The organism is Pseudomonas sp. NPDC087185, assembly GCF_044744955.1.
Lineage (GTDB): Bacteria > Pseudomonadota > Gammaproteobacteria > Pseudomonadales > Pseudomonadaceae > Aquipseudomonas.
The window spans coordinates 231756-246438 of record NZ_JBIUZK010000003.1; the positions used below are offsets into that span (position 1 = coordinate 231756).

Here is a 14683-nt window from a genome sequence, read left to right on the forward strand (position 1 = left end):
ACGGCCAACATAAATGCTGATACCTTAAGATTCTCACTGCCAAGGAACGCCCCATGTCGCCACGATCCCCAACCCTTAACGGCTTCATCCGCGTCCGTGGCGCCCGCGAGCACAACCTCAAGAACATCGACGTCGACATCCCTCGCGACGCGCTGGTGGTGTTCACCGGGGTCTCCGGGTCGGGCAAATCCTCGCTGGCCTTTTCCACGCTCTACGCCGAAGCTCAGCGCCGTTACTTCGAATCCGTCGCACCCTATGCCCGGCGCCTGATCGACCAGGTCGGCGTCCCCGACGTGGATGCCATCGAAGGCCTGCCACCGGCCGTCGCTTTGCAACAGCAACGCGGTACGCCCAGCGCGCGCTCGTCGGTGGGCAGCGTTACCACGCTGTCCAGTTCGATCCGCATGCTGTATTCCCGCGCCGGCAGCTACCCGGCCGGGCAAACGATGCTGTATGCCGAGGACTTTTCACCCAACACGCCGCAGGGCGCCTGCCCCGAATGCCACGGCTTGGGCCGGGTGTACGAAGTGACCGAGGCGACCCTGGTCCCCGATCCGTCGCTGACCATCCGCGAGCGGGCGGTGGCGGCCTGGCCGATGGCCTGGCAGGGCCAGAACCTGCGCGACATCCTGGTGACGATGGGCTATGACGTCGATGTGCCCTGGCGTGACCTGCCGCAAGATCAACGAGACTGGATCCTCTACACCGAAGAAACCCCTACCGTGCCGGTGTACGCTGGCCTTACCCCGGCGCAGACCCGCGCCGCGCTCAAGCGCAAGCTCGAACCCAGCTACCAGGGCACCTTCAGCGGTGCCCGGCGCTACGTGATGCACACCTTCATGCATTCGCAGAGCGCGCAGATGCGCAAACGCGTGTCCCAGTTCATGCGCCCCAGCCCTTGCCCGCTGTGCCAGGGCAAGCGCCTGAAGCGCGAGGCGCTGGCGGTAACGTTCGCCGGCCGCGACATCGGCGAGCTGTCACGCCTGCCTTTGCAATCGCTGGCCGAGGTGTTGCGCACGGTGGCGGCGCCCGGTTACCTGGAGCAACACGAAGACACCCTGACCCTGGAAAAGCGCCTGGCCGCCCAGCGCATTGCCCACGAGCTGCTAGAACGCATCGCGCCGCTGATCGACCTGGGGCTCGGTTACTTGGCCCTGGAGCGCAGCACCCCGACGCTGTCTTCGGGCGAGCTGCAGCGTCTGCGCCTGGCCACCCAGCTCAACTCGCAGTTGTTCGGCGTGATCTACGTGCTCGACGAACCTTCCGCCGGCCTGCACCCTGCCGACAGCGAAGCGCTGTTTGTGGCGCTGCAACGGCTCAAGCAGGCCGGCAACTCGGTGTATGTGGTGGAGCACGACATGGACACCATGCGCCGTGCCGACTGGCTGGTGGATGTCGGCCCAGCGGCGGGCGAGCATGGCGGGCAGGTGCTGTACAGCGGCCCGCCCGCAGGCCTGGCGCAAGTAGAAGCGTCACGCACCCGCGCCTACCTGTTCGCCGCGCAGGTGACGGCCGCACGGGTAGCACGCCCGGCAAAGCAATGGCTGAAGCTTGAGGGCATCACGCGCAACAACCTCGATAACCTCAGTACACAATTCCCGCTTGGCTGCTTCACCTCAGTGACCGGCGTTTCTGGCTCGGGCAAGTCGAGCCTGGTCAGCCAGGCCTTGCTGGAGCTGGTGGGCGCTCACCTGGGCCATGCCGAACAGCGGGCCGAGCCCGAGGCGCAGAGCCTTGAGGATGAACCCGAGCAGGCCAGCAGCGGGCGTGTGAGCGCAGGTTTGGAGCACATCACGCGGCTGGTGCAGGTCGACCAGAAACCCATCGGCCGCACGCCACGCTCCAACCTGGCGACCTACACCGGTTTGTTCGACCCTGTACGCAAACTGTTCGCCGCTACCGAACAGGCCAAGGCCTTGGGCTTCGATGCCGGGTGGTTCTCGTTCAACGTTGCAAAGGGGCGCTGCGAAAACTGCGAGGGCGAAGGGTTCGTCAGTGTCGAATTGCTGTTCATGCCCAGCGTCTATGCGCCCTGCCCGACCTGCCACGGTGCGCGCTACAACCCCGAGACGCTGGCTGTTACCTGGCAAGGCATGACCATCGCCCAGGTGCTGCAGCTGACCGTCGACCAGGCGCTTGAAGTGTTTACCGAACAGCCACCGGTGCGGCGCTGCCTGCAGGTGCTGCAGGACATCGGCCTGGGTTACCTGCGCCTGGGCCAGCCCGCCACCGAGCTGTCTGGCGGCGAGGCGCAGCGCATCAAGCTGGCCACCGAGCTGCAACGCATGGCCCGTGGCGCCACGCTGTATGTGCTGGATGAGCCTACCAATGGGCTGCACCCGCAAGACATTGACCGGTTGCTGGTGCAGCTGAACCGCCTGGTCGAGGGCGGGCACAGCGTAGTGGTGGTCGAGCATGACATGCGTGTGGTGGCGCAGAGCGACTGGGTGATCGACATCGGGCCGGGGGCTGGCGATGCGGGGGGAACGGTGGTGGTGAGTGGTACGCCCGAGGTGGTTGCCCAGTGCAGTGACAGCCGAACCGCCGAGTTTCTGGCCCGGGCCCTTTAGCGCCTGCAGCGGCCCTCGCCGGCAAGCCGGCTCCCACAGGTACTGCGCAAAACTTCAAACCTGTGCCGTCTCTATCGGAGCCGGCTTGCCGACGATAGGGCCGGTGATAGCACAACACCTGCTGCAGGCAAAATCCTTTCTATACTGCCAAAGGCATCCCCAAATGCCACCTGCCCAATAGCTAGCAAAACCTCACAAAACAACAACCGAGGTGGCAAATGGTCTGGCAGCAAATCTACGATCCGTTCTCTAGCCCCGTGCTCTCCACCCTCATGGCCGCTGTCCCGGTAGTGGTCATGTTGGCAGCACTGGCCTTCTTCCATATAAAAGCCCACATCGCCGCCCTGCTCGCCCTGGGGTCGGCGCTGTTGATCTCGATCGTCGCCTTCGGCATGCCCGCCAGCATGGCGGGTTCTGCGGCGCTGTACGGCGCGGCCAACGGGCTGCTACCGATCGGTTGGATTGTCCTCAACATCATCTTCCTGCACCGGCTCACCACCGAGAACGGCTCGTTCAAGGTGCTGCAGGACTCGCTGGCACGCATCACCGACGACCGCCGCCTGCAACTGCTGCTGATCGCCTTCTGCTTCGGCGCCTTCTTCGAGGGCGCGGCGGGCTTCGGCACGCCGGTGGCGGTGACCGGGGCGATCCTGATCGGCCTGGGTTTCTCGCCGCTGGCGGCTTCGGGCCTGGCACTGATCGCCAACACCGCGCCGGTGGCCTTCGGCGCGCTGGGCACACCGATCATCACCCTGGCCAAGGTCACCGGGCTGGATGAAATGGAGCTGTCAGCCATGGTCGGCCGACAACTGCCGTTCTTCTCGGTGATCGTACCGTTCTGGTTGATCTGGGCCTTCGCCGGCTGGCGCAAGATGCTCGAAGTGTGGCCGGCGATTCTGGTGGCCGGTGTGAGCTTTGCGGTGCCGCAATTCGTGGTCTCCAACTACCACGGGCCGATGCTGGTGGACGTGATCGCCGCGCTGATTTCCATGGCCTGCCTGACCGGCTTCCTGCGGGTATGGAAGCCAGCCACCGTGCACACCTCGGCGGCGCTGACCGGGCGTGTCGACAACTCCAAGGTCGAGCCGGACGACCGGCCAGGCGCCAGTACCACCTTTTCCCAGGCCGACCAACGCAGCGTGCTCAAGGCCTGGATGCCGTGGATCATCCTGACGGTGTTCGTGTTCGCCTGGGGCACCGCGAGCTTCAAGAACCTCTTCGACACCCGCGCGGCACTCGACCCGGCCAGCGGTGTAGCCATGCTCGACCCGCAGGGCAAGCCGCTGCGCGAGGCCAACCCGGTGTTCGCGCCGGTGTTCACCTTCGACGCCATCCACCAGCAGATCGAAAAAGTTCCGCCGGTGGTGGCCACGCCAAAAAAAGAGGACGCCCAGTACAAGTTCACCTGGTTCACCGCCACCGGCAGTGGCATCTTCCTGGCCGCGATCCTCGGCGGCCTGTTGATGGGCTACTCGCCGCTGGAGCTGGCCCGCCAGTACCTGCGCACGTTGTGGGTGGTGCGTTACTCGCTGATCACCATCGTCGCCATGCTCGCGCTGGGGTTCCTCACGCGTTATTCGGGCCTGGACGCGACCATGGGGCTGGCATTCGCTGCCACCGGCATCTTCTACCCGATGTTCGGCACCCTGCTCGGCTGGCTGGGCGTGGCGCTGACCGGCTCGGACACGGCCTCCAACGTACTGTTCGGCGGTTTGCAGCGCGTTACCGCCGAGCAACTGGGGCTGAGCCCGGTACTGATGGCGGCGGCCAACAGCTCGGGCGGGGTGATGGGCAAGATGGTCGATGCGCAGTCCATCGTCGTGGCCTCGACGGCCACTCGCTGGTACGGGCATGAGGGGGAAATCCTGCGCTATGTGTTCTTCCACTCGATCATTCTGGCGATTCTGGTAGGTTGCCTGGTGACCTTGCAGGCTTATGTGGCGCCGTTCACGTCGATGGTGGTGGGTGGTTGATTCGCTGAGCCAACACTGGCCCCTTTGCCGGCACGCCGGCTCCCACAGGCACGCCTTGGTTCTTGAACCTGCGCAGTACCTGTGCGAGCCGGCTTGCCGGCGATAGGGCTGCCACGTACAGTCTGCCCCATGGACAAATACGCCCCCCGCCAGTGGCTCCCGCACGAACAGCCCAGCCTGCCCGGCTCCCCTTCCACGCCCCTGCACGCCCCGGCCAAGCGCCTGGCGTTCGGCGTGGTCGGCCTGCTGGTGGCGATCACTGGCGGCTTGGGCAACGCGCTGGTCACCGCCAACCTGGTGTTCCTGCAGGGTGCCCTTGGCGCGACCACCGCAGAAATGGCCTGGCTGCCCGCCGCCTACGTGATGACCAACGTGTCGATCAACCTGCTGCTGGTCAAATTCCGCCAGCAGTTCGGCCTGCGCGCGTTCACCGAGGTGTTCCTGGTGCTCTACGCGCTGGTCACCTTTGCCCACCTGTTCGTCAACGACCTCAACTCGGCCATCGCTGTAAGGGCAGCCCACGGCATGGTAGGCGCGGCGCTGAGTTCGCTGGGCTTGTACTACATGATCCAGGCATTCCCGGCACAGTGGCGGCTAAAGGCCATGGTGCTCGGGCTGGGCGCCTCGCAGTTGGCCTTGCCACTGGCGCGGATCTTCTCTGAAGACCTGCTGCAGATCGCCGAGTGGCGCGGCTTGTACCTGTTCGAACTGGGCCTGGCGCTGGCCGCGCTGGGCTGCGTATTGATGCTCAAGCTGCCCCCGGGCGATCGCTTCAAAACCTTCGAGCCGCTGGACTTTCTGACCTTTACCCTGATGGCCAGCGGCACCGCCCTGCTCTGCGCCGCGCTGTCGCTGGGGCGCATCGACTGGTGGCTGGAAGCGCCGTGGATCGGCATTGCCCTGGCGGCCTCCATCGCCCTGGTGTTCAGTGGCTTGGCCATCGAGCACAACCGCCAGAACCCGCTGCTGATGACGCGCTGGCTGGGCAGCGGCGCGATCATCCGCCTGGGCCTGTGCGTGATCCTCATCCGCATGGTCACCTCCGAGCAATCCACCGGCGCCGTGGGTTTTCTGCAAGTGCTGAACATGGGCAGCGAGCAGATGCGCACGTTGTATTGGATCATGCTGCTGGGCTCGGTGGCGGGCCTGGCCAGCAGCGCCCTGACCATCAACCCCAACCACCTGGTGATCCCGCTGTTCATCTCGCTGTTGGCCATGGCCACCGGGGCGTTCATGGACAGCAGCTCGAGCAACCTGACCCGCCCGGCGCAGATGTACCTCAGCCAGTTTCTGCTGGCCTTCGGCAGCACCTTCTTCCTCGGCCCGTCCATGGCCCTGGGAATCAGCCACGTGCGTGCCAACCCGCGCAACCTGGTGAGCTTTTCGGTGCTGTTCGGCATCTGCAACAACCTCGGCGGGCTGATTGGCGCCGCGCTACTGGGCACCTTCCAGACCTGGCGCGAAAAGTTTCATTCCAGCCACCTGATGGACCGCCTGAGCTTCCTTGAACCGTTGGTCAACGCCCGCGTGCAAAGCGGCGGCGGTAGTTACGCCGGCATTCTTGCCGACCCGGCCCTTCGCAGCGAGGCCGGCATGCGTGTGCTGGCCAGCGCGGCCACACGCGAGGCCAACGTGATGGCCTACAACGATGTGTTCGTGCTGATCGGCAGCATTGCCGTGCTCACCATGATCTGGATTTGCATACGCGGTTCCTGGCTGTGGTACACCGCCCGCCAGGCCGCTTCACCTGACGCCACCCGCGGTACTGCCAGCCGATGACCGACGAAACCCGCACCACGACCACCACCGCCATTGCCGAAACCCCGGAAGGCGCCACCCCACCCAGCGAGCCGACCAGCCCGGTGCGCTCGCGGCGGGTGCGCATCCTGTCATCGGTCATGTTCGCCAGCGTTGCCCTGGCCGGCATCCTGCTGGTGCTCTATGCCTGGCGCCTGCCGCCGTTCAGCAGTGCCATCGAGAGCACCGAGAACGCCCTGGTACGCGGCCAGGTGACGATCATCGGGCCGCAACTGAGCGGCTATATCGTTGATGTGCCGGTGCATGACTTCCAGTTCGTCAAGGCCGGCGACCTCTTGGTGCAGCTTGACGACCGCATCTACAAGCAGCGCCTGGCCCAGGCCATCGCCCAGCTGCAGCAGCAGCAGGCGGCGCTGGCCAACAACCTGCAGCAGCGCAACAGCGCCGAGGCCACCATCGCCCAACGCCAGGCGGCCATTGGCGATGCCGCGGCCCAGGCCGACAAAGCCCGCGCCGACTTGCGCCGTAGCCAGGCGTTGGTCAGTGATGGTTCGGTGTCCCGCAGCGATTTTGACCTGGCGCGCGCCAGCCAGGCTGCCGCCATCGCCACCCTGGCCCAGGCCAAGGCCGCGCTGGCCATCGCCCGCCAGGACCGCGAGACGGTGATCGTCAACCGCGCGGCGCTGGAGGCGGCGGTGGAAAACGCCAAGGCGGCGGTAGAGCTGGCCCGCATCGACCTGGACAACACCCGGGTGACGGCGCCACGCGATGGCCAGCTGGGGCAGATCGGCACGCGTCTGGGCGCCTACGTCAACTCCGGGGCGCAACTGATGGCACTGGTACCGGACACCCTGTGGGTGATCGCCAACATGAAGGAAACCCAGATGGCCGATGTGCGCATCGGCCAGCAGGCAACCTTCACCGTCGATGCGCTCAACCACCTGAAGTTGCGCGGCCATGTGCAGCAGATTTCGCCGGCCACCGGCTCCGAATTCGCCTTGCTGCAGGCCGACAACGCCACCGGCAACTTCGTCAAGATCGCCCAGCGCATACCGGTGCGGATCACCGTGGATGCCGACCAGCCGCAAGCCAAGCGTTTGCGGCCCGGGATGTCGGTGGTGGTCAGCATCGATACCCGTGCTGAGCCCCAATAAGGCTTGCATTCACGGCGATGCGTTTTTGAGAACCGTGTCGAGATGCCGTCCTGCCACGATTGCGCCGCTCTAACCCGTGGGTTCTAATTCCGACCCACCGGTTTTATCTTCGCAATCCAAGGACGCTTGATCATGTACAGGAAGATCGTACCGCTGGCGCTGCTGGCCACCGTGGCAGGCTGCTCGGACACCGTGGACACCAGCGAAGCCAGTTTCAAGAAGGCCGCGCAAGCCTACCTCGACACCCAGTACCCGCAATGCTTCGTGGTCAGTTCTTTTCCCACCCAGACCCAGGACTTCGACACCAACGGCACCAACAAGGCGCTGCATGCCCTGGCCCAGGTCGGGGTGGTGAGTGAAAAGGAAATCTCCCGCACCGAAGTGCCGGAACGCCTGTGGCAAAAGGCCCGCACGGACATCTACTACGCCTACGACCTGACCGACGAAGGCCGCAAATACTACAAGGCCGACGCACAGAAGATGCTCAACGGCACCACCCGTGGCGGGCTGTGCTTCGGCAAGGCGCAGGTGACGGCGATCGAGCGCTTCACCGAGCCAGGCGAGACGATGGGGCAGACCATTTCCGACGTGACCTATGCCTACAAGATCACAGGATTGCCGGACTGGGCGGCTAGCCAGGAAGTGAAGGCCAACATTCGCAAGCTAGGCGAGGCCGTGGCCACCAACGACACGCCGGCCAAAGAAACGCGGGTGATGGTGCTGACCAACAAGGGTTGGGTGCACGAGCGCTTGTTCGATAAATGATGTTGTCTGTCCCGGCCTCTTTGCGGCGGTTCGGCGCGAAGCGGCCGGGGCAGTCACATCCACAAGGCTAATACCAGCGGCAACCAGGCAAACGACAGCACGGTGGAGCACATCACCAGGTTCGCCACCTGTTCCGGCTCGCGGTTGGCCCGCACCGCCATCAGGTAATTGAACACCGCCACCGGCATTGCCGACTGCAGCACCAGCACCGCCCGCTCCATCTGCTCAAGCCCCAGCGCGGCACCCACCGCCCACCCCACCGCTGCCCCCAGCACAATGCGCAGGCCGCCCAACAGCAGGCCACTGCCAATGTGCTGCGGGCGAATGCTCGCCAGCGACACACCGAGTGTCAGCAGCATCAGTGGGATCGACATGCCGCCCAGCAGGTCTGCCGTGTTGGCCAACCAGCGCGGCAACTCGAAGTCGAGAAAGATGATCGGCATGGCGCCAGCCAGGCTAATGACGATGGGGTTGCGCAGCAGCGCCTTGAATGAAGCCGCTGTCCCGGAAATGGCCATGCCGATCGTGAACTGCACGATCGACAGGGTCAGGAAGAACGCCACGGCCAGCGCCAGGCCGTGTTCACCGAAGGCATACAGGCTGATCGGCAGGCCCATGTTGCCGGTATTGGGGAACATGAAGGCCGGCAACAACACGCGCCAGTGCTGGCCCGAGGCGCGACACACCAGCCACCCGGCCAGCGCCATGCCCAGCGTGCACAGCAGGCAGGCTATGGCCATGCTGGTGAACGCCGCCGGGTCGAGCTCGGTGCGGCTGAGGGTCGACAGCACCAGCGAGGGCGTACCGACGGTCATGACCATCCTGGCGACGAATGCGGTGGGATAGTCCAGGCCTTTGCGTGCCCAGGCGTAACCGATGCCGGCGACGATGAAGACCGGGGCCAGGATGGCGAACAGTGAGGCGAGCATGGGGATGGGCCTTCCTTGGAGCGTTGGGCGACAGTATGCCGCAGGCTTCAACAGTCCGGGGCTGCTTTGCAGCCCTGCTCGATATCGGCTCCAGGGACAAAGCCGTCTTATTCCGACCTGCGGCGTCCCGTCGCACTCAACACCCCCTTGGGCAAACCCCGCGAAGGCCGTAGAATCGCGCCTCCTTTTCGCCCGTCGCCTTGAACGGTGGCAACCGGCAGCAACGACAGAGTCCGTGCCTGACCACATGCCCATCCATGTGAAATAGGCTCAACCGACCCGCGCGGCCCGCTTTTACAGGGTCCAGCGGTTGAGTCTTGCCCAGGTCGCATCCAGCCCAGGCACACCCGTGCAGCCTTTGGCCCTCTTCGGGCCTGTTTGGCGTGCGCGTTCGAAGAGGCGTTCCCAACCGCCACTCCAACTTGAGGTATGTATGTCTGCGCGTTTGCTGGCCATGGCGCTGGCGCCCCTGCTCGGGCTGTTCATCATCGCCCTGGGCAATGGTTTCATGTCTTCCCTGACCACCCTGCGCCTGGGCGCTGCCGGTGAATCGGCGACGATGATCGGTATCGTCTCGTCCAGCTACTTCCTTGGCCTGACCCTCGGCGCGATCTTCAACGACCGCCTGATCCTGCGCATCGGCCATATCCGCGCCTACACCAGTTTCGCGTCGCTGATTGCCGCCACCATCCTGCTGCAAGGGGTGTTCTACGACACTACCTGGTGGTCGATCCTGCGCCTGATCAACGGCTGGGCCGCAGTCGGCGTGTTCCTCGTCATCGAGAGCTGGCTGCTGCTGGCCGGCGACGCGAAGATCCGTGGGCGCCTGCTGGCGCTGTACATGATCGCCTTCTACGGCGCCGGCGTGATCGCCCAGGCCTGTTTGGGCGAAATCACCCACCTGGGCGACAGCGCACCGTTCATGCTGGCCGGCATGCTGGCTGCGCTGTCGGTGCTGCCGATTGTCATCTTGCCGCGGGTGTCGCCGCTGCTGGAGCAAGTCGAGCCGCTCAAGCCACGTCAATTGCTGGGCGTTGCACCGTCGGGCCTGGTCGGGTGCTTCGGCTCGGGCGTGGCCATCGCCGGCATTTATGCCCTGCTGCCGCTGTACCTGCAGCGTATCGGCCTGGACGTGGGTGAGGTCGGCAACATGATGGCCTGGGTGATCCTCGGCGCCATGCTGCTGCAGTACCCGGTGGGGCGCTGGTCCGACCGCAAGGACCGCCAGGACGTGCTGATCGCCCTGGCCGCGCTGTGCGTGCTGCTGTCGCTGGTCACTGTGTTCCTGCCTTCGCAGTCTGCGTTGCTGCCGGCGATGCTGTTCCTGCTCGGTGGCGGCGTGTTCACGCTGTACCCGGTAGCGGTCAGCCATGCCGCCGACCGCGCGCCGTCGGATGCGCTGGTACCGATGATCCAGGGCCTGCTGCTGATCAACTCGCTGGGCTCGGCCATGGCGCCGCTGGCCATTTCCCCGGCGATGACCGAGTTTGGCGAAGCCGGTCTGTTTTGGGCCTTTGCCGTGGTCAACCTGGGCATGGTGTGCTTCTTCCTGTGGCGCCGCGGCAAACGCCCGGCAGCGGAGCACCCGGCGCCGTTCACCGCTTCGACCACCTTCTCGCCAACCGGCGCCGAGTTGCGGGTGACCGAAGACCTGATGCATGCCGCACAGGAACATCCGCAGGAGCATCCACCGCTGCAGCCTGCCGAAGCGCCCGCACCCCGCGCAGAAGCGCATTGAAAATCGGGGCTGCTGCGCAGCCCAATCGCCGGCAAGCCGGCGCCCTTATCTGTGGGAGCTGGCTTGCCGGCGATTGGGCCGCACAGCGGCCCCGCTTTTATCTAACCGCCCGTCGCCCAAAGGGCACCCTGCCACCCGACACCAGCCAAACGAATGACAGATCATCCGCTCAGGAGATTCGCCATGATCCGCATTCGCCCACTACCGCTGCTGCTCACCCTCGCCCTGGGCCTCGGCTCGGCCACCAGCTTCGCCGCCTCCGACACTTCCGATACCAACACCGACGCCTACCCGAAAACCGACCAGCAAGGCGGCAAGACCGCCGGTGAAGGCAGCAGCGTCAACAGCCCCGGCAGTGGCCAGGACAACGACAGCGCCGACACCGGCAGCGATGCTGCCGACGGTGCTGCGGGCGGTTCAAACAGCACCGGTGAAGCGACAGGCTCCGGCGCGGGACAGAGCGGTGGCACCGCTGAGGACCAGGACAGCCGCTGACGGCAGCCTGGACTACACTGCGGCCAATCGCCCCGCCAAGGAATCGCCATGAACCTCAAGCCCTTGCTGTTTGCCGCCCTGCTGCCGACTGCCGCATTGGCGGCCGGTAACGGCTCCGGTGCGTTGTCGATCAGCTCGTCTTCCTTCACCGATGGCGGCGTGATCGCCTTGCAACAGGTCGGGCCCGACCCGGCCTGCGGTGCGGGTGAAGAGCGTACGCCGCAGTTGAGCTGGAAGAACCTGCCGGCAGGCACGCGCTCACTGGCCCTGGTGATGTTCGACCCGGACGGTGGCAAAGGCACTGGCGTGGTGCATTGGCTTGCCTACAACATCGACCCTGCAATCGATGGGTTGGAAGAAGGCAAGTTCGCCTTGACCACTCAAGCCGTGACCGTAGGACGCAATTCGCGTGGCACCCTCACCTACCGGGGGCCTTGCCCACCGGCGGGTGACAATCCGCATCACTACGCGTTGACCTTGATCGCCACGGATATACCCATCGGAACATTGCCCGAAGGGCTGGATCGCAATGGGTTGATGGAATTACTGCAAGGGCATGCGCTGGGGGCGCAGAGCCTGGTGGGCAGGTATGGGCATTGAAGTTGGCTCCGCTGGCCCTTTCGCGGGACGAGCCATACCCTCCACAGGTTGTGCGCCTTTATGAACCCGGCGCAGAGCCTGTGGGAGCGGTCTTGCACCACGAAAGGGCCGTTACCGACTCACCGCCAATACTGCGGATCATCGACAATCCGCTCATGGCCCGCAAACAATGCTGGTAGCTGCTCCTTGAGGTAGTCGATCCAGGTCCGCACCTTGGCATCCAGATAATGCCGTGACGGATAGATCGCATACAACGCGCTATCCCGTAACCGGTAAGGGGCCAACAACCGTCGCAAGCGCCCCTGCTCGATCGCTTGGCTGGCCGTGTAGAAGGGCAGCAAACCAATCCCCATGCCCAGCTCGCTGGCCACCAGCATCGCATCGGCGACATTGGTCAGGAAGCTGTCGCGCGGCGCTATCACGCAATGGTCCAGACCTTCCGGGAATACCCAGTCGCCCTCGTACATCGGGTAGGCCATGCGCAGGCAGCGGTGTTCATGCAGTTCTTGCGGGCGCTGGGGCACGCCATTGGCTTGCAGGTAACTGGGCGCCGCGCAGGGGATGCTGAAGATCTTGCCCAGTGGCACGGCGATCAATTGAGAGTCGGGCAAGGCTTCGTCCACGGTGATCACCACGTCGTGCCCCTCGGCCAGCGGGTCGGGGTTGCGCTGGGACAGGGTCAGCTCGATCACCACCTCCGGGCACAGCGCGTTGTAGCCGGCCACCAGTGGCATCAGCAGCATGCCCAACCCATGCGGGCAATGCAGGCGCAGCCGGCCCCGCGGCGTAAGGTGGGCGCCACGGGCCTCGCCCACGGCCTCTTCGGTCAGCAGCATGATCTGCCGCGCACGCTCAAGGAAGCGCTCGCCCGCCTCGCTCATGCGCAGGCGCCGCGTGGTGCGGTGCAGCAAGCGGGTCTGCAGCTGGTTTTCAAGCTCGGCGACGATCCGCGACACCTGCGCGGCAGAGATGTCCAGGGCATTGGCAGCGGCGGCAAAGCTGCCGCACTCCACCACCCTGGCAAAGGTACGCATGGCATGCAGCATGTCCATGGGGATGAGCTCCTTGTGCGTTCTTATTCGTGCGTTCCAGGCAGGAATCTATCACGGCTTAGCCCCTTTATTGTGCATAGCCAATGAATACATCATTGGTTAAACATCGAAAAAGGAGCCTGCCATGAACCTCAAACGCTCGATCGCCCTGCTCGCACTGTCTGCCACCTTCGCTTCGTTCGGTGCCTTCGCCGACCAGGCCGTCAGCCAGCCAGTTGCCAACAGCAGCGCGAACTACGAATACGGCATGCCACTGGACGTGGCCAAGGTCATCTCGATCACCCCGGCCAGCAACATTGCCGACTGCCAGATCGGCACCGCGCACATGGTCTACGTCGACCACCAAGGCCAGACCCGTGAGGTCAACTACCGCGAGATGGGTAACTGCTCGCAGATGTGATTCAGGCCAGCACCTGGGTGATCCACCCGACCTGTTTGGCAAATACGCGCTGCTTTTCCTCCGGGACCGTGTCCCGGGCACGTTCGAAGTTGACCAGGCTCTGTTGCTTCTGGCGCAACATGCGTTGCCACTTGATGAGGAATGCCGGGCTTTTCTCACGCATCAGCAGCGGGCCGAAATACAGCTCTTCTTCACTGTAGGCCACCGCGCCGTCCGGCTCGGCCACGATGATCTCGTAGTCGAAGCGATTTTCGCGCAACAGCTCTTCGTTCACGATCCGGTAGCCGTTCTCCATGAGCCAGCCTCGCAGCGCTCGCTCTTCGCCATTGGGTTGCAGGATCAAGCGCTCGCGGCCGCTAAGGCGTGCCTTGCCTTGTTCGAGGATTGCGCACATGGTCTTGCCGCCCATACCGCAGATACTGACCGCCGTGATGCGGTCCTGCGCGTCGATCGCCGCCAGGCCATCGGCCAGGCGAACGGTGATGCGCTCCTGCAGGCCGTTCCTGCGCACGTTGCGCTGGGCTGACGCATAAGGCGTCTGCGCCACTTCCCCGGCCACCCCCGCTTCGATCAAGCCACGCAGCGCCAGGGCCACCGGCAGGTAACCGTGGTCCGAGCCGATATCGGCCAGGCGCGCGCCCTGCGGCACATGCGCCGCCACACGTTCCAGGCGCATCGACAATGTCTGTTCGTTCAACTCACACCCCTTGCTCTACTATCGGCGCGATTTTGACCGCCATGACGCGCCATTACAATGCGCGCAGGCCAGACGGTGCCCTGCGGCTCGACCCCTGCGCCGCGCTCGCGTAGGCTTGCGCCTTTCCTTCCGTTGCAAGGCAAACCTCCCATGGCAAACCTCATCTTCACCCCGGATTCCGATGCCGAGTCCATTTCATCCGACGTCGCCGAGTACAACGGCATCCTGGTCACCACGCAGATCCCTGCCGACCTCGACGGCGACATCGTCCAGCAGAGCGAAAGTACCCTGCAGGCGCTGAAAGAGGCACTGGAAAAGGCCGGCAGCGGCATGGACCGTGTCATGCACCTGACCATCTACCTGACCGACATGGCCGACCGCGCAGCGTTCAACGAGGTGTACCAGCGCTTTTTCAGCAAGCCTTGGCCGGTACGTGCTGCGGTAGGCGTGGCTGCACTGGCTTACCCGCAAATGCGCGTGGAAGTGACCGCGATGGCGGCCAAGGGCTGATAACGCCGTTGCCTTAAGATCTTTGGGGGCGCGAAGCGGCCC

13 protein-coding genes are annotated in these 14683 nt (G+C 64.7%); 10 read left to right on the plus strand and 3 right to left on the minus strand.

The features are described 5' to 3' along the window. Positions 1–53 precede the first annotated feature (53 nt). From uvrA to ACIPIJ_RS11335, 5 genes are all read left to right on the plus strand, one after another. Positions 54–2570, plus strand: a complete 2517-nt coding sequence (uvrA, locus tag ACIPIJ_RS11315; protein WP_401076324.1) for an excinuclease ABC subunit UvrA — start codon at positions 54–56, stop codon at positions 2568–2570. 218 nt (positions 2571–2788) lie between these two features. Next, positions 2789–4543, plus strand: a complete 1755-nt coding sequence (locus ACIPIJ_RS11320; RefSeq protein ID WP_401076327.1) for an L-lactate permease — start codon at positions 2789–2791, stop codon at positions 4541–4543. Between the two features lie 129 nt (positions 4544–4672). After that, a complete protein-coding gene (locus ACIPIJ_RS11325; protein WP_401076330.1) occupies positions 4673–6322 on the plus strand; it encodes an MFS transporter in 1650 nt (549 codons plus the stop codon). Next, positions 6319–7455, plus strand: coding sequence for an HlyD family secretion protein (locus ACIPIJ_RS11330; protein ID WP_401076333.1), 1137 nt, complete (start codon positions 6319–6321; stop codon positions 7453–7455). Before ACIPIJ_RS11325 ends, ACIPIJ_RS11330 begins: the two co-directional genes overlap by 4 nt. 132 nt (positions 7456–7587) lie before the next feature. Next, complete coding sequence (locus ACIPIJ_RS11335) at positions 7588–8220, plus strand: hypothetical protein (RefSeq protein ID WP_401076336.1); 633 nt, start codon at positions 7588–7590, stop codon at positions 8218–8220. 53 nt (positions 8221–8273) lie between these two features. Here the strand turns inward: ACIPIJ_RS11335 and ACIPIJ_RS11340 are convergent, their stop codons facing one another. Beyond that, positions 8274–9149 carry an AEC family transporter gene (locus ACIPIJ_RS11340; protein WP_401076339.1) on the minus strand — a complete coding sequence of 292 codons (876 nt, stop codon included), beginning with the start codon at positions 9147–9149 and terminating at the stop codon, positions 8274–8276. A 433-nt stretch (positions 9150–9582) separates the two neighbouring features. On the opposite strand from ACIPIJ_RS11340, the gene ACIPIJ_RS11345 reads away from it, so the two are divergent. From ACIPIJ_RS11345 to ACIPIJ_RS11355, 3 genes are all read left to right on the plus strand, one after another. Beyond that, positions 9583–10887: an MFS transporter gene (locus tag ACIPIJ_RS11345; protein WP_401076342.1), complete on the plus strand. Its 1305-nt coding sequence runs from the start codon at positions 9583–9585 to the stop codon at positions 10885–10887. A 183-nt stretch (positions 10888–11070) separates the two neighbouring features. Next, positions 11071–11382, plus strand: a complete 312-nt coding sequence (locus ACIPIJ_RS11350; RefSeq protein WP_401076345.1) for a hypothetical protein — start codon at positions 11071–11073, stop codon at positions 11380–11382. A 48-nt stretch (positions 11383–11430) separates the two neighbouring features. Next, a complete protein-coding gene (locus tag ACIPIJ_RS11355; RefSeq protein WP_401076347.1) occupies positions 11431–11982 on the plus strand; it encodes a YbhB/YbcL family Raf kinase inhibitor-like protein in 552 nt (183 codons plus the stop codon). A gap of 119 nt (positions 11983–12101) precedes the next feature. Here ACIPIJ_RS11355 and ACIPIJ_RS11360 read toward each other — a convergent pair whose 3' ends face one another. Continuing rightward, the gene (locus ACIPIJ_RS11360; RefSeq protein WP_401076350.1) at positions 12102–13034 is read right to left on the minus strand and encodes a LysR family transcriptional regulator; all 933 of its coding nucleotides are present in this window, start codon (positions 13032–13034) and stop codon (positions 12102–12104) included. 124 nt (positions 13035–13158) lie between these two features. Between ACIPIJ_RS11360 and ACIPIJ_RS11365 the strand changes: the two genes are divergently transcribed. Then, complete coding sequence (locus tag ACIPIJ_RS11365) at positions 13159–13434, plus strand: DUF2790 domain-containing protein (protein WP_401076353.1); 276 nt, start codon at positions 13159–13161, stop codon at positions 13432–13434. A 1-nt stretch (position 13435) separates the two neighbouring features. Here ACIPIJ_RS11365 and ACIPIJ_RS11370 read toward each other — a convergent pair whose 3' ends face one another. Then, positions 13436–14131 (minus strand): tRNA (adenine(22)-N(1))-methyltransferase, encoded by a 696-nt coding sequence (locus ACIPIJ_RS11370; protein WP_401076355.1) that lies wholly within the window; start codon positions 14129–14131, stop codon positions 13436–13438. 150 nt (positions 14132–14281) lie between these two features. On the opposite strand from ACIPIJ_RS11370, the gene ACIPIJ_RS11375 reads away from it, so the two are divergent. Beyond that, entirely contained in the window at positions 14282–14641 is a 360-nt protein-coding gene (locus ACIPIJ_RS11375) for a RidA family protein (protein WP_401076358.1), read from the plus strand. The last annotated feature ends 42 nt before the right edge of the window (positions 14642–14683 follow it).